Origin of the sequence: Micromonospora sp. NPDC002717 (assembly GCF_040295705.1) — a bacterium.
GTDB lineage: Bacteria > Actinomycetota > Actinomycetes > Mycobacteriales > Micromonosporaceae > Micromonospora.
On the sequence record NZ_JBEOVW010000009.1, the window covers coordinates 205,801 to 225,514 of the forward strand.

At 69.8% G+C, this 19,714-nt stretch carries 17 protein-coding genes and 1 pseudogene; 6 read left to right on the forward strand and 12 right to left on the reverse strand.

Annotation, left to right across the window (positions count from 1 at the left end; all coding sequences use genetic code 11):
• Positions 1-59: 59 nt before the first annotated feature.
• The 7 genes from ABT006_RS16270 to arfA all read right to left on the reverse strand — a co-directional run bounded on the left by ABT006_RS16270 (position 60) and on the right by arfA (position 8,510).
• Positions 60-596, reverse strand: coding sequence for a phospholipase (locus ABT006_RS16270; RefSeq protein ID WP_350707059.1), 537 nt, complete (start codon positions 594-596; stop codon positions 60-62).
• A gap of 176 nt (positions 597-772) precedes the next feature.
• On the reverse strand, positions 773-2,434 hold the full coding sequence (locus tag ABT006_RS16275) for a glycoside hydrolase family 10-like protein (RefSeq protein WP_350707060.1): 1,662 nt from the start codon (positions 2,432-2,434) through the stop codon (positions 773-775).
• A 283-nt stretch (positions 2,435-2,717) separates the two neighbouring features.
• On the reverse strand, positions 2,718-3,734 hold the full coding sequence (locus ABT006_RS16280) for a glycoside hydrolase family 43 protein (protein WP_350707062.1): 1,017 nt from the start codon (positions 3,732-3,734) through the stop codon (positions 2,718-2,720).
• A complete protein-coding gene (locus ABT006_RS16285) occupies positions 3,731-4,630 on the reverse strand; it encodes a carbohydrate ABC transporter permease (protein ID WP_350707064.1) in 900 nt (299 codons plus the stop codon). Before ABT006_RS16285 ends, ABT006_RS16280 begins: the two co-directional genes overlap by 4 nt.
• A gap of 11 nt (positions 4,631-4,641) precedes the next feature.
• Positions 4,642-5,607 carry a carbohydrate ABC transporter permease gene (locus ABT006_RS16290; RefSeq protein ID WP_350707066.1) on the reverse strand — a complete coding sequence of 322 codons (966 nt, stop codon included), beginning with the start codon at positions 5,605-5,607 and terminating at the stop codon, positions 4,642-4,644.
• A gap of 6 nt (positions 5,608-5,613) precedes the next feature.
• Positions 5,614-6,936, reverse strand: a complete 1,323-nt coding sequence (locus ABT006_RS16295) for an ABC transporter substrate-binding protein (protein WP_350707068.1) — start codon at positions 6,934-6,936, stop codon at positions 5,614-5,616.
• 59 nt (positions 6,937-6,995) lie between these two features.
• On the reverse strand, positions 6,996-8,510 hold the full coding sequence (arfA, locus tag ABT006_RS16300; RefSeq protein ID WP_350707070.1) for an arabinosylfuranosidase ArfA: 1,515 nt from the start codon (positions 8,508-8,510) through the stop codon (positions 6,996-6,998).
• Positions 8,511-8,646: 136 nt separating this feature from the next.
• Between arfA and ABT006_RS16305 the strand changes: the two genes are divergently transcribed.
• Positions 8,647-9,654, forward strand: a complete 1,008-nt coding sequence (locus ABT006_RS16305; protein WP_350707072.1) for a LacI family DNA-binding transcriptional regulator — start codon at positions 8,647-8,649, stop codon at positions 9,652-9,654.
• A gap of 23 nt (positions 9,655-9,677) precedes the next feature.
• Here ABT006_RS16305 and ABT006_RS16310 read toward each other — a convergent pair whose 3' ends face one another.
• The 3 genes and pseudogenes from ABT006_RS16310 to ABT006_RS16320 form a co-directional block, all read right to left on the reverse strand.
• Positions 9,678-10,403, reverse strand: coding sequence for a methyltransferase domain-containing protein (locus ABT006_RS16310; RefSeq protein ID WP_350707074.1), 726 nt, complete (start codon positions 10,401-10,403; stop codon positions 9,678-9,680).
• A gap of 151 nt (positions 10,404-10,554) precedes the next feature.
• Positions 10,555-10,800, reverse strand: a pseudogene (locus ABT006_RS16315) (hypothetical protein); the annotation flags it as partial.
• 38 nt (positions 10,801-10,838) lie between these two features.
• Positions 10,839-12,476, reverse strand: a complete 1,638-nt coding sequence (locus tag ABT006_RS16320; RefSeq protein WP_350707076.1) for an ABC-F family ATP-binding cassette domain-containing protein — start codon at positions 12,474-12,476, stop codon at positions 10,839-10,841.
• Positions 12,477-12,650: 174 nt separating this feature from the next.
• Here ABT006_RS16320 and ABT006_RS16325 point away from each other — a divergent pair, with 174 nt between their 5' ends.
• The 5 genes from ABT006_RS16325 (at position 12,651) to ABT006_RS16345 (ending at position 17,349) form a co-directional block, all read left to right on the forward strand.
• Complete coding sequence (locus tag ABT006_RS16325; protein WP_350707078.1) at positions 12,651-13,421, forward strand: ROK family protein; 771 nt, start codon at positions 12,651-12,653, stop codon at positions 13,419-13,421.
• Between the two features lie 94 nt (positions 13,422-13,515).
• Positions 13,516-13,884, forward strand: coding sequence for a tetratricopeptide repeat protein (locus ABT006_RS16330; protein ID WP_350707080.1), 369 nt, complete (start codon positions 13,516-13,518; stop codon positions 13,882-13,884).
• 195 nt (positions 13,885-14,079) lie between these two features.
• Positions 14,080-14,334, forward strand: coding sequence for a Smr/MutS family protein (locus tag ABT006_RS16335; RefSeq protein ID WP_013736060.1), 255 nt, complete (start codon positions 14,080-14,082; stop codon positions 14,332-14,334).
• A 2,165-nt stretch (positions 14,335-16,499) separates the two neighbouring features.
• Positions 16,500-16,916, forward strand: a complete 417-nt coding sequence (locus ABT006_RS16340; protein ID WP_502890981.1) for a helix-turn-helix domain-containing protein — start codon at positions 16,500-16,502, stop codon at positions 16,914-16,916.
• On the forward strand, positions 16,909-17,349 hold the full coding sequence (locus ABT006_RS16345) for a hypothetical protein (RefSeq protein WP_350707084.1): 441 nt from the start codon (positions 16,909-16,911) through the stop codon (positions 17,347-17,349). Before ABT006_RS16340 ends, ABT006_RS16345 begins: the two co-directional genes overlap by 8 nt.
• A gap of 139 nt (positions 17,350-17,488) precedes the next feature.
• Here the strand turns inward: ABT006_RS16345 and ABT006_RS16350 are convergent, their stop codons facing one another.
• Positions 17,489-18,367 carry a hypothetical protein gene (locus ABT006_RS16350; RefSeq protein ID WP_350707086.1) on the reverse strand — a complete coding sequence of 293 codons (879 nt, stop codon included), beginning with the start codon at positions 18,365-18,367 and terminating at the stop codon, positions 17,489-17,491.
• 645 nt (positions 18,368-19,012) lie between these two features.
• On the reverse strand, positions 19,013-19,564 hold the full coding sequence (locus ABT006_RS16355; RefSeq protein WP_350707088.1) for a suppressor of fused domain protein: 552 nt from the start codon (positions 19,562-19,564) through the stop codon (positions 19,013-19,015).
• Positions 19,565-19,714 lie beyond the last annotated feature (150 nt).

A 19,714-nucleotide genomic window follows, 5' to 3' on the forward strand; every position in this document is an offset into this window, starting at 1 on the left:
CGACCGGGCGGTCCCGTCCCGCCCTGGGGAGGCGGGACGGGACCCCGGGTCGACCCGCCTCAGCGGAGGGCGGCGCGGCGCTCGGCGTCGGCCTTCATCCGGGCGGCGCGGTCGATGTCGGCCTGCTGCACGGCGGCGACGGAGCCGAAGGCGCTGACGGCCTGGTAGTACGTCCAGGCGAGGCTGTAGCAGGCCGGCCGGACGATGGTGCTGTACGTGGCGCAGACCCGCTTCAGGTCCTCGTAGAAGGCGCTGTCCAGGCGGGACTTGTTGGCCGTGAACTGGCCCATCGCCTTGTAGTTGCGGTAGCCGAAGTCGTGCCGGTAGCAGGAGAGGGTGAAGTTGAAGCCGAGCGGGTTGTCCGGGCTGGACGAGCAGTAGTCGGTCGACCAGTCGAAGGCGTAGTCGGCCCAGGCGGCCTTGTTCAGCCGGGCGGAGTTCCAGGCGTTGTAGCTGGTGGCGCTGGTCTGGGTCCAGCTCGACAGGACGGACAGCTTCTGTGTGGGCGTGACGGCGGCGGCGGGGGTGGCGACGCCGAGCAGGACGAGCAGCGCGAGCGCGCCCGAGGCGAGCAGGGCGGTGAGGCGTCTGGGCACGGTTACCTCCGCGGGGGTCGGCGGGTGGGACGGGGTTACCGGCGGGTCACCGGATGTCGATCAGTTTCGATCAATGACCGTTCCCGGAGGTGTCGTGCCCGTCGACAATTGGTGACAGATGCCGAAACAGACGAATGCCCCGGGTGCCAGGGGCACCCGGGGCATTCGGTGGTACGTCAGCGGACGAACGCCGGCGGGCTGGCCGGGCTCTCGTTCGCCAGCCGGTCGAGCGCGGTCACGTAGTACGTGTACCGCTTGCCCGCCTCGGCGGTGGTGTCCACCCAGGACTGCGTCTGCGAGTCGCCGTCGGCGCGGACCGTGTCGACCAGGTGCGTCGCGTCGGCGAAGTCGCACCGGCCGGCCAGGCCGACCCCGTCGAACCGGTAGATCGCGTACGACGTGGCGGCGCCGAGCGGGCCCTGGCCGTCGGCCGGCTGGAGCCAGTTCAGCCGGACCCCGTCGTCCTGCCGCGCGGCCTTCGTGACCACGGGCATGAGCAGCGGCTTCGACGGCAGGTGCGACATGGTCGGGATCAGCGCCGGCCGCGAGTAGTGCTCGGCGGCGTAGATGTCGGTCGCGCCGAGCCGGTTGGCCCGGACCTGCACGGCCGAGAAGTGGACGTTGCCCAGCACCTCGGGGTGCGCCCGGTTGAGCGTCAGGTGGTCGGACAGCTCGCGCGGGTTCATCCAGAAGGAGCCGTAGGCCGGGTCACCGCTCTTGTAGTCGGCCTGCCCGATGTAGAGCTGCACCCGGGTGCCCTTGACCACGTCCGCCCACCACGGCACCAGCCGGGCGTAGTCGGCGGCCGGGTACTGGCCGATGTACCAGTAGAGCTGCGGCACGATGTAGTCGATCCACTCCTCCTTGACCCACTTGCGGGTGTCGGCGGAGATGATGTCGTACGACTGGCTGCCGGTGGTGTCCGAGCCCAGCGGGTCGGCCGACTGGTTGCGCCAGATGCCGAACGGGCTGACGCCGAACTTCACCCAGGACTTCTCGGCCTTGATCTTGGCGTTCATTTCCTGGATGAGCAGGTTGATGTTGTCCCGCCGCCAGTCGGCCTTGTTGGTGAAGCCCCGGTTGTGCGCCGCGAAGGTGGCGTCGTCGGGCACCTGGTGGGTGCCGCTCGGGTAGGGGTAGAAGTAGTCGTCGAAGTGCACGCCGTCGACGTCGTACCGCTTGACGGCGTCCATCATCGCGGTCTGGACGAACTCGCGGACCTCGGGGATGCCGGGGTTGTAGTAGAGCCGGCTGCCGGCCACCCCGGCCGGCGGGTAGGCGAAGGTCCACTCCGGGTGCTCCCGCGCCGGGTGGTTCGGCGCGAGCTTGCTGATGTCCGCGCCGGCGCCGCCCGGGGCCGGCATCGAGATGCGGTACGGGTTGAACCAGGCGTGGAACTCCAGGTTCCGCTTGTGCGCCTCCTCGACCACGAACTTCAGCGGGTCCCAGCCCGGGTTCTCGCCGCGGACCCCGGTCAGGTACTCCGACCAGGGCTCGTACGGCGACGGCCAGAACGCGTCGGCGGTCGGCCGGATCTGGACGACCACCGCGTTGTGGTTGAGCCGCTCGGCGAGGTCCAGCAGCTCGCGGTACTCGGCCTGCTGGGTGGCGATGCGGTCGGGCGAGGTCTGGGACGCCTTGGTCGGCCAGTCGATGTTGACGACCGAGGAGATCCACATTGCCCGGAACTGCCGCTTCGGCGTGGCCGGGTCGGTGACGCAGGTGGTGGTGGAGGCGGTGGTCGCCGCGTCGGGCGCCGCGCTCGCGGGGGTGGCGGCGACGAGCGCGCCGAGCAGTGCGGCGGCCAGCCCGGCGGCTCCGAGCCGAGTTGCCTTCATGCGGTGTGTCCCTTCGTTGGGGCTCCCGTGTCAGGGGTCGATCGCGGCACTATCGGCAAGATTCGCCGTTGACAATCTGCCGCTGGTAGGAAATTTTCACACTCCTGGGTCCGGCGCAAGGGTCTGCGCGGGATCGGTCCGTCCGTCGGGTTCGGCTCCGCCGTGCGGCCGGGCCCATCGGGCGCACCGTGACGACCCGCACACGGCAGGTCGTGACCCGAACGGGTCGGGAAAGTGGCGGTCGAGCCCCGGTCCGTTGCTTCCCGCCCGGCGGAGTTCCACGTCAGGGACGGGGCTGGGGGGTGCCCGTGGGGCCCTTGACCACCGGCCTGCCGCCGTCCCAGACGACCTCGTCGAGCCAGATCCGGCGGCCCGGGTCGACCGTGCCCTCCCGACCGGGCGGCCAGGCGTGGTAGAGCAGCCAGGTGCGACCGTCCACCACCACCATCGAGGCGTGCCCCGGCCCGGAGGCCGCCCCGTTGGTCGCCAGGATCGGGTTCTCCGGGGCCTTCACGCAGGGGCCGGTCGGCGACTCGCAGACCGCGTAGCCCTCGGCGTACTCGGCGCGGTCGTAGGCGTTGGCGGCGAAGAACAGGAACAGCCTTCCGTCGTGCCGGTGGAAAAACGGCCCCTCGACCAGGTTGCCCTCCCACGGCTCGGTCTGCTTCAGCAGCCTCACCGGCTCGCCGACCAGGCGCAGCCCGTCGTCGGAGAGGCGCTGCGACCAGATCCAGGTGTCCACCCCGACGGCGTTGCCGTCGTTCTTCCACAGCAGCCACAGGCTGCCGTCGGCGTCCCGGAACGGGCTGGCGTCGATCGCCCCACCCAGCTCCGCCTGGCAGATCAGCGGAGCGGCCGAGTCGTCCCGGTACGGCCCCTGCGGGGCGCTCGCCACCGCCCGGCCGACGCACTGCCGCCCGGACTCGCGCCCGGCGACCGTGTAGTAGAGCAGGAACCGGTCCGGGGCCAGCTCGATCACCTCGGGCGCCCAGTTCCTCCCGGGCTCCGCCCACGCGGGCAGCTCCGGCAGCGCGTCCCCGGCCGGCGTCCAGTCGACCAGGTCGGGGGAGGTGAGCACCGGGACGTTGCGGCCGGCGGCGTTGGTGTGGAAGAGGTACCAGGTGTCGCCCACCCGGATCGCCTGCGGATCCGGGGCGTCGGTGCGTACGACCGGGTTGGTGAACATGCGCGCGTCGGTCTCCCTGCTCGTGGGTCTCGGATCGTCCCCGCAGCCGGCGGCGAGCAGCGCGGCGGCGAGCACCGCCGCCGCGCCGCGCCGCCGGGTCGTCCCGGCCGTCACCCCTTCAGGCCGCTGCGGGAGACGCCCTGGATGACGTGCCGCTGGGCGAGGACGAAGAGGACCAACACCGGCAGGCTGGCCAGCATCGCCCCGGCCATGAGCACCGGGTAGTCGGTGTTGTAGGCGCCCTGGAGCAGGCCCAGCCCCGGCGGCAGGGTGAGCATCTCCGGGCTGAACAGCACGAAGATCGGCCACAGGAAGTCGTTCCAGTTGGTCAGGAACGACAACACGGCCAGGGTGGCCAGCGCCGGCCTGGACAGCGGCAGCACCACCTTCCAGAAGATCTGCCACTGGTTGGCGCCGTCCAGCACCGCGGCCTCCTCCAGCTCCCGGGGCAGGGAGAGGAAGAACTGCCGCAGGAAGAACACCCCGAACGCGCTCGCCGCGCCGGGCACGACCACGACGGCCAGGGTGTCGATCCAGTTCAGCTCGTCGACGATCAGGAAGTTCGGGATGATCAGCGAGGTCGGCGGGATGAACAGCGTCCCGACGATCAGCGCGAAGAGCACCCTGCGGCCGCGGAACCGCATCCGGGCCAGGGCGTACGCGGCCGCCGAGGCGGTCGCCAGCACCAGCAGCGCGTGCGCCGTGGCGGCCAGCATGCTGTTCGCGAACCAGCGCAGGACGGGGTTCGCGGAGTTGTCGAGGACCTGCTCGTAGCCGTACCCGGAGATCGGGTCCGGCAGCCAGGTCGGCGGGATCCGCTGAGCCCCGGTGTAGGTCTTCAGCGAGGTGATGACCATCCACACCAGCGGCGTCAGGAAGACCAGGGCGAGCCCCACCAGGGTGGCGTAGAGCGCGGCCCGGCGCAGCCCGGTGGCCGGTGCGCGGCCGGCCGCCGGGGTCCTGCCGCGGATCGGCGCGGGGGCGCGCCCGGTGCGCGTGGGCGTCGTCATGGCGGTCCCCCTCAGTCTTCGCGGTAGCGGAAGAGGCGGAAGTTGGCGATGCTCACCACCGCCAGCATCAGGGCGAACACGATGCTCATCGCGGCGGCGCGGCCGGCGTCGTTGTCCCGCAGCCCCTCCTCGACGATGAACCAGACCACGGTGCGGGTCTCCGTTCCCGGCGCGCCCTGGGTGATCAGGAACGACTGCCCGAACACGTTCGCCGAGGCGAGCACGGTCGTGGTGATCACGAACAGCAGGACCGGGCGCAGCCCGGGGAGCGTGACGTGGCGGAACCGTTCCCAGGCGCTCGCGCCGTCGACCTTCGCCGCCTCGTACAGCTCCGGCGGGATGTCCTGGAGCCCGGCCAGGTAGATCACGGCGTTGAAGCCGGAGGTCCACCAGACGGTCACCCCGACCAGCGACACCCAGGCCCACGGCACGTCGGTCACCCACGGGGTGTCGGCCGGCAGCCCGACCGTCCCGGCGAGCCGGTTGACCAGGCCGAGGTTGGCGTCGAGCAGGAACCGCCAGAGCAGGCCGATCACCGCCACGCCCAGCACGTACGGCGCGAAGTAGACCGCCCGGAAGAAGGTCCGGCCGGGGAACGAGCGGTTCAGCAGCAGTGCCAGCCCGAGCGGGACGACCACCAGCAGCGGCACCGACAGGACGGTGAAGATCCCCGTCGCCCGTACGCTCTGCCACCAGTCGCCGTAGACGGCCGAGTCGCCGGAGAACAGCTCCCCGTAGTTGTCCAGCCCGACGAAGGGCCGGTGGGGCAGCTGGAAGTCCCACTGGTGCACGCTGAGCCAGAGGCCGAGCACGATCGGCAGCAGACCGAAGACCCCGAACAGGACCAGGTACGGGGCGAGGAAGAGGTACGGCGTCAACCGCCCCGTCCGGCCCGCCGCGGCGCCCCGGCGGGCGGGGCCGGCCGCCGGGGGCGACGTGCCGTCGCGCGCCGCCCCGACCTCGATCACGTCCGCCACGGGAGATCAGCTCCCGTACTTCTTGCGGTTGTCCTCGAGCTGCTTGTTGGCCTTGGCCGCGCCGTCGTCCAGCGCCTGCCTGGGCGGCTTCTTGCCCAGCGCCGCCTCGTTGAACGAGTTGTAGAAGGTCGTCATGACCTCGCCGAGGCCCGGGGCCGCCGGCGGGAAGGCCGCGTATTCCAGCTCGGGGGCGAGCGCGTTCACCTCGGCCAGCGCCTTGAAGTCGGCGCTGTCCCGGACGGTCTTGCGGGCCGGGACCTGGCCGCCCTTGGCCCAGTCCAGCGAGTGTTGGCTGAGCCAGTTGATGAAGACCTTCGCCGCCGAGACCTTGTTGGCGTCGTTGGCCCGCTGCTTGACGATCGTGAAGTTGTGCGAGTTGGCCCAGGCGGACGGCTGGCTGCCGATCTGCGGCAGGGGCGCCACCCCCCACTGGATCTCCGGGCTCTTCTTCAGGTCGTTGACCTGCCAGATGCCGTTCCAGTTGAAGGCGTTCCGGCCGCTCTTGAACGCCAGGTAGTCGGCGTCCTGGCCGACGTTGGCGGGGGAGTGGCCCTGCTTGATCAGGTCGACCAGCCAGGTGCACGCCTCGACGGCCTGGTCGGAGTTGAAGGTGGCCCTGGTGGCCTCGGCGTCGAAGACGCTGCCGCCCCACTGGTGCAGCAGGGAGTAGAAGGTCATGCCTCCGGTGAACTGGAACGGGCTGACCCAGAAGCCCTGCACGCCGGACTTCTTCAGCTCGGTCAGCGCGGCGGTGTACTCGTCTCTCGTCGTCGGCGGCTTGGCCGGGTCCAGGCCGGCCTTCTGCAGTACGGCCTTGTTGTAGTAGAAGCCGAGCGGGTGCATGTCCAGCGGGATGCCGTACCGCTTGTCGTTGTAGAGCCCGCCCTTCCAGACGGTGGGCGCGAAGTCCGCCTCGCTCAGCTCCAGCACCTTGGCCACGTCGTCCAGTTCGGTGATGACGCCACGGGCGGCGAAGGTGGCGAGCTGGTCCATGTGCATGACCGCGATGTCCGGCCCGTTGCCGCTGGAGGCGGCGCCCGGCAGCTTGGCGTAGTAGTCCGCCCACTCGTACGTCGCGATCGTGACGGCGATGTTCTGGTGCTCGGTGTTGAACTGGTTCACCAGCGCCTTGAAGATGTCGCCGTCACCGCCGGTGAACCCGTTCCACAGCTTCAGGTCCACCTTGGGGCCGGTGTAGTCCTTGCCGCCGTTGCCGGCCGCCGGGCCCGAGCTGTCGTCCTCGCCGCCGCAGCCGGCCAGGGTCAGCGAGGCGGCGGCGCCGAGCCCGAGGCCGAGCAGGCGCCGCCGGCTCATCTCGTTCTGCATCATGCGGGTTTCACTCCTTGGGGGACGGGGATGAATTGTGCCTGCCCAGAGCCGGTCCGGCGTCAGCCGACGGCGGGGGAGAAGCGCAGCACGTTCCAGGAGACGGCCGGCAGTCGCACGGCGCACCGGCCGCCGTCGGTGGTGGGGGTGGGCAACTGCCGGGGCGTCACCCGGTCGGGCTCCGCCTCCGTGTTCGTCGCCGTCGGGTCGTCCCCGGCGACGAGGCTCAGGTGGGACGAGACGGATAGTCCCGGCAGGCCGCGGAGGTCGAGCTCCAGCGCCAGGTCGGCCGAGTCCCGGTTGACGGCGAAGACGGTCAGCCCGCCCGTCTCCTCGTCGTGCACGGCGACGGTGTCGAGCACGGGGACCGCGCCGTACCGCTTCGTCTCGTAGGTCGGGCCGACCGGCTCGGTGCGCAGCACCGTGCCCCGGGCGTGCCGGGCGGTCAGCGCGAACGGGTGGAAGATGCTCTGCCGCCAGGCCGGCCCGCCGGTGCGGGTGCGGATCGGGGCGATCACGTTGGCGAGCTGGGCCTGGCAGGCCACCCCGACCCGGTCGGCGTGCCGGAGCAGGGTGATCAGCAGGTCGCCGACCACCACCGCGTCGACGGCGGTGAAGTCGTCCTCGATCAGCGCCGGGGCCTCCACCCAGCCGCGCCGGGCCAGGTCGGCCTGGAGGCGGGACTCGTACCAGACGTTCCACTCGTCGAAGGAGACCTTGAGCCTGCGCCGGTCCCGCCGCTTCGCCGCCACGTGGTCGGCGGTGGCGACCACGTCCCGGATGAAGTTGTCCAGGTCGACGGCGGAGGCCAGGATGCTGGGCCGGTCGCCGTCGGACGGGTCGTAGTAGGTGTGCGCGGAGATGTAGTCGACGTGCTGGTAGGTGTGCTCCAGGACGGTCGCCTCCCAGGAGGCGAAGGTGGGCATCCGCCGGTTGGAGCTGCCGCAGGCGACCAGGCTGATCGAGGGGTCGATCATCTTCATGGCGCGGGCGGTCTCGGCGGCCAGCCGGCCGTACTCGTCGGCGGTCTTGTGGCCGACCTGCCACGGGCCGTCCAGTTCGTTGCCCAGGCACCAGAGCCGCACCCCGTACGGCTCCTCGGCGCCGTGCTTGCGGCGCAGGTCCGACAGCTGCGTCCCGCCCGGGTGGTTGGCGTACTCCAGCAGGTCGCACGCCTCCTGCACGCCCCGGGTGCCGAGGTTGACCGCCATCATCGGCTCGACCCTCGCCTCGGCGGCCCAGCTCATGAACTCGTCGAGCCCGAAGGCGTTCGTCTCGATCGTCTTCCAGGCCAGGTCGAGCCGGCGGGGACGGTCGCCCACCGGGCCGACGCCGTCCTCCCACCGGTAGCCGGAGACGAAGTTGCCGCCGGGATAGCGGACCACCGACACGCCCAGCTCCCGGGTCAGCTCCAGCACGTCGCCGCGCAGCCCCCGCGCGTCCGCCGCCGGGTGCCCCGGCTCGTAGATCCCGCCGTAGACGCAGCGGCCCATGTGCTCGACGAACGAGCCGAAGAGTCGCCGGTCGGCCGGTCCGATCGCGAAGGCCGGGTCGATCGTGAGCTGCGCGGTCCGCAAGGGGGTGCCACCTTTCCTCGTCGCGGTCCCGGGTGACCCCGGTCACCCGGTGTCCCTGGTTTCTACAACGTTGTAAGCAACGTTGTAAAGGCCCGCCCACGAGGTAAAGTGCCCAGTCATGGCGGGAGGTGGCCCGGTGCGGCACAGGCTCAAGGACGTGGCGGAGCGGGCCGGAGTGTCGGTCAAGACCGTCTCCAACGTGGTCAACGGCTACGTGCACGTCCGGCCCGACACCCGGGCCCGGGTCGAGGAGGCCATCGCCGAGCTGAACTACCGGCCCAACCTCTCCGCGCGCAACCTGCGCAAGGGGCGCACCGGCGTGATCGCGCTGGCCGTGCCCGAGCTGGACATCCCCTACTTCGCCGAGCTGGCCCGGCACGTCGTCACGGCCGCCGCCGAGCTGGGCTGGACGGTGCTCATCGACCAGACCGGCGGCGGCCGCGAGCAGGAGCGGGTGGTCGCCTCCGGCATCACCGAGCACCTGATCGACGGGCTGATCTTCAGCCCGCTGGCGCTCACCGCGGAGGACCTGACCGGGCTCGACGGCACCCCGATGGTGCTGCTCGGCGAGCGGGTCGACCACGGCCCCGCCGACCACGTCGGCATCGACAACGTGGGCGCCGCCCGGGAGATCACCGCCCACCTGGTCGGGCTCGGCCGCCGTCGGATCGCCGCCATCGGCTCGCAGCGCACCCCGGAGGGGGCGAGCGCCCGGCTCCGGCTCGCCGGCTACACCGCCGCGCTCGCCGACGCCGGCATCGACTACGACGAGGGGCTGGTGGCGCCCGCGTCGGCCTGGCACCGCGCGGACGGCGCCGCCGCGATGCGCGCGCTGCTGGCCTCCGGCGTACGCCCCGACGCCGTCTTCTGCTTCAACGACACCCTCGCCCTGGGCGCCCTGCGCGCCCTGCACGAGGCGGGACTGCGCGTCCCCGAGGACGTCGCGGTGGCCGGCTTCGACGACATCGAGGACGGCCGGTTCTCCGTGCCCACCCTGAGCACCATCGCCCCGGACAAGGAGCGCATCGCCCGGCTGGCCGTGGAGCTGCTCGCGGGCCGCATCGACGGCGACCGCACCGCGCCGCCCCGGGAACTCTCCGCCCCCTGGCGCCTCACCCCCCGCGAAAGCACCCTCGGCCGCTGACCCCGGCTGCCCGTCCGGCCGGGTCAGTCGAAGAAGCGGGCCAGGTGGGCGGGGGTGGGGCCGGCCGCGTCCGGGGTCAGCGGGGTGAGGTCGGCGAAGATTGAGGCGCCGTCGCAGCCGACGTGCAGCGGATACCAGCGCGGGGTGCCCGGCGTGCGCTGCAGGCAGATCCCCTTGACCGTCTGCACGTCGAGCAGCCGGACGTGGGTCGGGTCGGCGACGGCGTTCACGTGCCGCCACCACGGGCTCATCACGTGCAGCACGCCGCCCGGCCGGAGCACCCGGTGGCACTCGTCGACCAGCGGCAGGAAGTCGACCAGGTGCTCCAGGATGTGCACCGCGAACAGCACGTCCACCGAGTCGTCGGCCAGCGGCAGCGAGGCGGAGAGATCGGCCACCGCGTTCACCCCCGGGGCGGGGTAGATGTCCAGCCCCAGGTTGCCCGGCCACTGCTTGGTGGCGCCGCAGCCCAGGTCGACCACGACCGGGTCGCGCCCGCCGACGCGTACCCGGCACCAGACGCCGAACACCCCGTCGAGCCGGCCCACCCGCTCCCGGACCAGGCGCAGGTCGGACTGCTCCGCGACCTCGCCGCCGAGGTGGGCCACCCCCCGGTCGAAGCGCACCTCCACCGCGAGGTCGCGCAGCCGGTCGTCGTGGCGGGCCTGGTCGGCCCATGCCTCGGCGAGGAATACGTCGATCGCCCGCAGCCGCTCGGCCGAGGGCGGGGTCTGTCCCAGCGCGACCATCCGGGTCCACCTCCCGCGGGCCGATACCCGGATCTCCGCCCGATATGCCCCGCGACACGTCGTGCGGTGAGCCGGGCGGTCAGCCGGTGATCGTCCGCCGGGGGCGACCGCCGCCGCGCATCCGCTGCCGGGGCGGTGGGGCGGCCGGCTTGGGCCGCTTGAGGTGGTAGCGGTGCAGCTCGTTGTTGCCGGGCAGGGACGGGTCCTCGCTCATGGCCACCAGCTCCCAGCCCTGGTCGCCGGCCCGGTTCAGGTGGGCCAGCGCGGTGTCGCCGTAGGGCGTCACGTCGACCATGGAGCCGTCCGGGCCGTACCAGACGAAGACGACCTCCCAGCCGATGTCGTTGGTGGCCGCCTGGCGACGGCGGACCAGCAGCGCGTACTCCCACTTGAGCATGGGGTCATTGTCACCCGCCGCGAGCGGGTCGGCACGGATCAATCCTCGGCGATCCGTCCGGCGGCCACCCGCAGCCTCCGGTTGGTCTGCACCGCGTCGAGCATCCGCCGGTCGTGGGTGACCAGCAGCAGCGTGCCCGGGTAGTTGGCCAGGGCGGACTCCAGCTGCTCGATGGCCGGCAGGTCCAGGTGGTTCGTCGGCTCGTCCAGCACCAGCAGGTTCACCCCGCGCCCCTGGAGCAGCGCCAACGCCGCCCGGGTCCGCTCGCCCGGGGACAGGGTCGCCGCCGGGCGCAGCACGTGCGCCGCGCGCAGGCCGAACTTGGCCAGCAGCGTCCGCGCGTCCGCCGGCGACAGGTCCGGCACGGCGGCGCGGAACGCGTCGATCAGGGGCGCGTCGCCGAGGAAGAGCCCCCGGGCCTGGTCCACCTCGCCGACCACCACGCCCGGGCCGAGCGCGGCGTGCCCCTCGTCGAGGGGCAGCCGGCCCAGCAGGGCGGCCAGCAGCGTGGACTTGCCGGAGCCGTTCGCCCCGGTCACCGCCACCCGGTCCGCCCAGTCGACCTGGAGGGTCACCGGGCCGAGGGTGAAGCCGCCCCGGCGTACGACGGCGTCGCGCAGCGAGGCCACGACGGCGCCGGCGCGGGGCGCGGCGGCGATCTCCATCCGCAGCTCCCACTCCTTGCGCGGCTCCTCGACCACCTCCAGCCGCTCGATCAACCGCTCGGTCTGCTTGGCCTTGGCCGCCTGCTTCTCGGTCGACTCCGAACGGAACTTGCGGCCGATCTTGTCGTTGTCGGTGGCCTTGCGGCGGGCGTTCTTCACGCCCTTCTCCATCCAGGCCCGTTGCGTGCGGGCGCGCGCCTCCAGCGCGGCCCGGGTGTCGGCGTACTCCTCGTACTCCTCGCGGGCGTGCCGGCGGGCGACCTCGCGCTCCTCCAGGTAGGCCGCGTAGCCGCCGCCGTAGTGCCGGATCTGCTGCTGGTGCAGGTCCAGCTCCAGCACCCGGGTCACCGTGCGGGTGAGGAACTCGCGGTCGTGGCTGACCAGCACGGTGCCGGCGCGCAGCCCGGTGACGAACTCCTCCAGCCGCTCCAGGCCGGCCAGGTCCAGGTCGTTGGTCGGCTCGTCGAGCAGGAAGACGTCGTAGCGGCTGAGCAGCAGCGAGGCCAGCCCGGCGCGGGCGGCCTGGCCGCCGGAGAGACCGGTCATCGGGTGGTCCAGGTCGACCGTGAGGCCCAGTTCGGCGGCGACCTGTTCGGCACGCTCCTCCAGGTCCGCCCCGCCCAGGCCGAGCCAGCGCTCCAGCGCCTCGGCGTAGTCGTCGTCCGCGCCGGGCGCGCCGTCGGTGAGCGCCGCGGTCGCCGCGTCCAGCGCGGCCTGCGCGGCGGTGACCCCGGTGCGCCGGGCGAGGAAGTCGCGGACGGTCTCGCCGGCGCGCCGCTCCGGCTCCTGCGGCAGGTGCCCGACGCTCGCCGTGGGCGGGCTGAGCGCGATGCCCCCGGCCTCCACCGGCAGCAACCCGGCGAGGGTACGCAGCAGCGTCGACTTGCCCGCCCCGTTCGGCCCGACCAGCCCCACCACGTCCCCGGGGGCGACCACCAGGTCCAGCCCGGAGAACAGCGCCCGGTCCCCGTGCCCCGCGGCCAGCCCCTTGACGATCATCGTCGCGCTCATCAACCGCGACCCTATCCCGCCCCCGACCCCTGCCCACCCGCTCGCCCTCCCCGCCCCCACCGCCTCCGCGATCTTGCGCTTCGTGCCCGGGCGAGTGGGGCGAAAGCCGCGCACGTGGGGCCGAAAGTGCAAGATCGCGAACCGGGCTCGGGAGGCGCACGGCACACTGCTCAGGTGGTGACCACTCTGGCGATCGACTGTGGCGGCGGCGGGATCAAGGGTTCCGTGCTGGACGAGGCGGGCACGATGCGCGCCCGGCCGCTGCGGGTGCCCACGCCGTACCCGCTGCCGCCGGCCCTGTTCGTCAAGACGCTGCTCGACCTGGGCGGCCGGCTGCCCGCGGCGGACCGGCTGACCGTCGGCATGCCGGGGATGATCCGGCACGGCGTGGTGGTCGCCACCCCGCACTACGTGACCCGCTCCGGGCCCCGGTCGAAGGCCGACCCGGGCCTGGTCGCGGAGTGGTCCGGGTACGACGCGCGGACCGCGCTCGCCGAGGCGTTCGGCGTGCCGGCCCTGGTGCTCAACGACGCCGAGGTGCACGGCGCAGGGGTGGTCGCCGGGACCGGCTGCGAGCTGGTGCTGACCCTCGGCACCGGGCTGGGCAGCGCGCTCTTCGACGGCGGGGTGCTCGCCCCGCACCTGGAGCTGTCCCACGCCCCGGTGCGCTGGGGCACCACCTACGACACGTACGTGGGGGAGCCGGAGCGGCGCCGGCTCGGGGACGCGTTCTGGTCCCGTCGGATCCGACAGGTCGTGGACGGGCTGCGCCCGGTGTTCCGCTGGGACCGGCTCTACCTGGGCGGCGGCAACTCGCGGCTGATCCGGCCCGAGCAGCTCGCCCGGATGGGCGACGACGTGGTGGTGGTGCCCAACACGGCGGGCATCGTCGGCGGCGTACGCGCCTGGGATCTGGTCGCCGGCCGGCACGGCGCCCCCACCTGATCCCGCCCGCGTTCCGCCCGGGAACAGTCGCGGTACGCCGGGTGTTGTGCCAGCGTCGGGAGAAGTGGCGGCGTGACACGAGGGGGTGGGTCGAATGGATCTTCTGGCCGAGTACCGGCGGGCGACCATGTTCTTCGAGGCCGGTGACCCGACCGGAGCGGCCCGGCTGCTCGAACCGATCGTGGCGGCCGAGCCCGACAACTCGTCGGTGCGGCAGCTGCTGGCCCGGGCGTACTTCCAGTCGGCCCAGCTCAGCCGGGCCGAGGAGCAGCTCCGCGAGCTGGTCGACCGCGACCCCAGCGACCACTACGCCCACCACGTGCTGGGCCGGACGCTGGAGCGGCTGAACCGGCACACCGACGCGCTGCGGCACCTGCGCATCGCGGCGGCGATGCACAGCGGCAACGACGACTACCGCACCGCCCTGGACCGGGTGCAGGCCCGGGTCGCGGGCGGTCGCTGACGGCGGACGACCCGACGCCCGGGGAAGTGGGCGCACGGACGGGGCAGCTCGACAGGGCTGCCCCGTCCGTACGGTCGTCACCGGGTGCAGCGCAACGCCGGGCGCCGCCCGTTCCACCCGTGCGGGGGGTGGGGCGGAGCGCGCCGGGCGGCCTACCATCGGCGGCATGGGACGTGACCTGCCGGTGGCTGCGCGATGAAGCTGAAGCTGGACCTGCACGACATCTTCAACAAGGGTCACGACATCGACCGGGCCCTGCGCGGGATCATGGACGAGGCGGTGGCGAAGAAGGCCACCCTGGTCGAGATCATCCCCGGCAAGGGCTCCGGCCAGCTCAAGAAGCGGGTGCTGCGCTTCCTCGACCAGAAGGACGTCAAGCAGCTCTACCACCGCGTCGAGAAGGACTCGAAGAACTTCGGTCGTCTCTTCGTCCACTTCCGCTGGAAGTAAGAGCCCCAGCCTTCCGACCTGCCACGCGATCCCCGACACGGCCTCTGAGCTGCTGAAACGCCTTCCGTCGGTTTCCGCCGTCTTCCGTCACTGCTCGCGCTCGGTTGTGCCGGATCTGTGCCCGGCCGTTCGACGAGGACTTGACCGCGCCGGTTCGATGCGCACAAGTCGGGCTCCCTCGGCCGCTTGTGCTGCGCCTGGTCCTCGTGTCCAGCCTGGCGGTCCGGTCCAGTCGTTCGTCCGCGCTCGCCGCCCTGACCGCTCCCCGGCGGCTGACGCCTCGTTTACAGCTCTGTTCGGAGCGTCCGTCCTCATCCGGAAGGACTATCGCCTCGAACGACGGCCCGTCGCCGTCCTCCTTAGCGCATCCCTGTTCTGCACGGTTGCTGTCAGCGCTGCTGTCATCCGCAGTTCCGCCTGCACCCACAGCCTCACCGCCTGAGCGGAGGAGCCGCCACCGTCGCCCTGATGCCTACTGGTGTCGTGGGGGCATGGTCCACAGGCGGCTGGTCAATTCCCGACCATCCCGTAACCCTCCGCCGGCTCGTTCGTTGGGCCCTAGGCGTCTTCAAGATCGGACGGGGAAACGGGGGCGGCGGAATCGCATGCGGCAGCCTCATGTGCCACGCGTCACCCCCCGCCCCGGGGTTGCTTGGGACAGCCGACCCCCGCACCCAGTACTATGACTCGGCAGGCGATCGGTTCTAAGGTGTCACCGGGGCGGTGAACGGGCCAGACCGATCAGATGAGAAGGGGGTGGTCCATGGGTAGCCGGGATTCGGCACGACCTGCAGGACGCCACGGGAACGAGGACGGCAACACGGCGCCGGGGACCAGAAGGTCCGGACGCCAGGGGGCGGATCTTCCAGAGAAGCCGAGAAGGCGGCGGCGAAACCGGGATCGGCGGCAGGGCCACCCTCCCCAGCCGAAGCCGGAGAGGTCAGTCCCAGACGTCCCGGATCGGGACACGGTCGGCCGGAAGGCCGGCAAGCTGCGGGCCAAAAGCAAGATCGACGCCCGGCCTGCCAGCCGGACGCCGATCAATGACTCCCCCCGCAGCAAGAGCCGCCGCAGGTCGGGTGGAGGTAGGACTCCCTCCGACCGGAGGAACTTCAGGCGCATGCGTGGGATCGCTGATAACTACATCCCCCGCATCATCAGGTTGCTGATCACCGTCACCGGACTGATCGTCGCGGTCACGGGACTGATCCAGTCCTGCGTCTAGCTCCTCAGTAACCGCAAGATACCAAGAGGCCGCGTGCAGTAACTGTCGCTCACCTGACAGTGATGTTACTGCACGCGGCCTCTCCGCGTGGACCATCCGTCCCGGCCAACACGCATTTTGGCTGGCTAGAGGCGTGAAGAGTCCTTGCATAACAGCTCGGCAACGTTCGAAAACCGCTCCTTCACTTGAGCTTCAGCTCGTGGAGGAGTCGGTCATCTATGTGAATATAAGCGGACCGTCAGCTTGGAGGTGCGCGACGTGGCCAGGCTTTGGACCTACTTTGGTCATTCTGGCGGGCCACGAGAGGACGGCGCCTTCTTCGAAGAGCTGTATGCCATGGACGACACGGCGGTCGCGACGATCCGCAGCATGATCCACAGACACTCGACGAACGAACTCCTGCCGTCCGAAGATCTTGGCCTACTCGAAGGCTCCCCCATCAGGGCACTTGTACACCTTCCGCTACGGCCGCCCTACGGGGTCCTATACGCTGCAATGCCAGGTAGGCGCAACCTGTTCGTCGCCCTACGTCCGTTTGTATGCGAAAAGGGTAAGGTTGCACCATCCGAACAATCGCTAGCTGAGCAACGTTTCGATCGAGCCCAGGAGGGTTGACAGCACGTACGAGGGAAGTAGGGGGTGTGGATAATCTCCCACGCCACCTATAGCCAAGTCCGATCAGGTCTGTCAGTATCGGTCCCAACCGATCGCTCCCGGCGTAGCGAGTGATCGATCGGATCTAGAGGAGGGAGAAGTCGTCGTGACCGCAGACCCGGCACAGTCAGCTATCCGTGGCACGCAAGACGGCCCCCGTGGTTCATCGCCACCGCGTGACCCCTCTGCGAAGCCTTCGGCGGCTAGCCGAGAGCACGCTATCGATTCCCAAAGTCACGACATTACGGCGAGAGCAAGACTGACATTGGCTCTCGTAAAAAGGCGAATGAAGCGGGGAATTAGCCAGCGCCGCGTTGCCGCCCGCATGCACACGACCCAGTCGGCCGTCTCGGACCTCGAAAAGGGGCTTGTAGACCCGCGCCTGTCGACCCTGCAAAGATATGCGAGGGCGATTGACTGCCGGTTGGATTTCTCCGTAGTGGAAGATGATGGGCAACAGCTCGACTCTCACGTCTGGACTTCCACCGTCATCTTCACTTCCTGGAAGAACCGGTCACTGCCATATAAAGTAGATAGTGTGAGCGTAACCAGGAAGCCGGCTAAAGTGTTGGAGCGTGCGCTAAGGGACGGGCGACCCCAACAGCATTATCCAGCCTTAACGCACAGTCGGAATCCTTACGTCCGGGAGACCCGGGTTACGGAGACCCCTGACGCCTTCTTGAGTTCGGTAAGACGTGGCTGAAGATACATTGAGTGCCAAGCAAATCTCAGATCGCATTGCTGGTTCAATCTCGCTTATCGATCTGCGACTAAGGCATGTGAAAGCTAACCTGTTCCTGCTTGCGCCAGAACCGGAACTAGAAATCTGGCCGACAGTAGAGCCATCAATGACGCGCCTCTCCGACTTGGTTGTCTATGACACAAAGTATGTCATCCAAGCCCAGGATTCACGGCAGCGACCGGCGGTGGAAGCGGAGGTTACTTTTACGCTGATCTTCCAACTTGCCGATCAGAGCATTTCGTCTGAAGACCTCGCAGCATTCGGCGCAGTTGGCGCATTATCTGTCGCCCATCCTTATGTCCGCGAATTAATCCATAGCTTGACGGCCCGGATGGGAATACCTCCGCTTCTGCTCGAAGTGATGCCCCCAGAGTCGGAGCTCGCCTCCACCTGAGGGCACCGCCTCGCTTGGCCGAATCATCTGCGATGCGCCTTGGCTACCTCCGTGGCGACTCGTCGGGCCCACACTGGTCGCCGTCCGGGCCACACCTGGTGCCACTAGCCCAGTCGCGCGTGGATAGCGCTCGGCAGGCCTAGTCCTGCCCAAATTCTGCATCTTGATCGTACTTATCAAGGCCCTTGTAGTTCAACGGATCCGATCTGTGAATTTCAAGAGGCAGTCTATCGTTTTCCACTTCCTCGGGGGTCACCGAGACGGGATCGCCGTTATTGACTCGCCGCCAGCGACGACCGTTCGCATCAGTGAAACGCAGCTCAAAGATCAGAGCCTCGCGGCGAAGAGCTTGTGCGCTCACCACCCTAGGGGTATCGAACGCCGTGCTAACACGCCGCACTCTATCTGTCGGGAAACCCCTCATTATTCCGCTCTCCGAAGGAACGGGGGGAGGATCGGGTAGGAAGAGTTCGAACGTCTCCTTAGCCAATAATAGAGGGTCGTCCGAAATTTTGATTTCCGCGACGACATCGCGAGCCGGGACGGTGCCCGTGTTATGGACCGAAACCGATAGATAGGCAAGCAGGACCTGACCCTTGCCGATTTTCTTATCTACGACGGTGACCTGCGGCTTACCGGTCATGATGAATCGCGCGAGCGTCTTACGCTCATCGTCGCGCTGAGCGGCAAGCTCCGCCCGGTCTTCAGCAGCCGATTTGCGTTCCTCAGCAGCCTCCGCGCGCGCCCGGCGAGCCTCTCCCATCTCATGAATTAGCAATAATGCAGTGAGGGCGGCCGCGATGATTGCGCTGATGACACCGATTACACTTCCCCAACCTTGCATCCAGTCGGTAACTTTAGGGCGCTCAGCGCCGGGAGGCGCTTCATACGCTACCGACAGGGTCGAGAGCCCAAGCGTGATAGCACCAATACCAAATATCCCGCATCCAGCTAGGATGATCCATCTGCTCGAAAAGCGCACGATGGCATTCTCGCGGAGAGACGCCGAGAATTCCATCCCGTCTGCCGTCGACCCGCCCTCTTGGGGAGCGGGCCGCCGCCCGGCCCGCCACGTCAAGCGGACCTTGACGCCCGTACGGACGCTGGCGGGTCGGGCGGTGGTCTGCTCGGCTTGCCCGGGTCGATGCCAGACCGGGATGGCCTACCGCAACCACCCACGGGCCGTGACCCGCCGGCGGCGCCCCGGCCATCCTGGAGCCGGAGCGCCCCCGCCGGAGGCGCACTGACCGCGACCCCGCGACCTCCGCCCGTTCGCCGACGCGGTCGGCGTGCGCTCCCCTACGCCGCGCGGGCTCGTGGCCGCGCGGCCCGGCCGGCTGCCGGCCCACCACCCACCGGGTCAACGGCCTGTCGTTCGGCGGCGGCCCACCGGGCTACCCGCTCTCCGCGCCAGCCGCCGGGCATCAGGCGTGACGGCCGCAGAGCGCCAGCGGCAGCGGCCGGCGCGCGCCCAGGCGGCGGCGCGTGCGGCCCGTCAAGGGCCGCCTTGAAGACGTACAGAAAGTTTGAACCACATCGCCGGCAGCCGGCTGTCCGACTCCGGGTGATGCGTGACGTCGTGGCCTCGGCTGATTAGTTACATGGTCACAACACCCATGTCTACCAGCAGGATCAATCCGACTTGCTCATGATTCCCGTTGATTCACGCCACGGACGCGCGCAACGGATCCGTCGGGTCGATCGCGGCGTCGTCGAATCGCTGTTCCAGAGCCTCGGTGTCGTGCTGCTGACGGAACGCCTTCTCGGCTGCGGTGATCGGCAACAACCACAAGAGCCGGGCATGCCCAGTTGGCAACTCGCATACCTCCAGATCTGGGCCGTGCAGATAGGGCAAGCTGACGAGCAGGTGATCACACGCCGAGCCGGGCAGCCAAGGGTCGCCAATCGGCATCGTGTGCCAGTGGTCGAGGCGATGGGTCGCGTGGTAGTAGGCAACCATCGCGACCAGATCGACCACGGCCGCCTCCCGCCGTTTCGACGTCATCACGAACTCGATCCCGTGCCCGTCCTGGTTGACCGCCGACCAACAGCCAGCGGTGACATATGCCCAGGCGCTGCTGCGGGGTCCTGGACCGACGACCATGATGCGGAAGTCGGGCACGGCCCTGCGACGGCCGAACCCAAGGTCGTAATCGACAATCTCCACGTCATGCCCAGCGAAGAAGGCCCGCACGTGAGCCTCGGTCGCCTCCACAACCGCCAGCCGTTGCCGCCTCGGTGTCACCGCACCCTTTTCCTTGCCTCAAGTCCCGGCATGGTCAGCATCATTTGATCATGTCGACCATCATCCGACGCCGTTCCGTCAAGCATCATGGGAGACCAAGCATCGCCGGCAGGCGGCCGG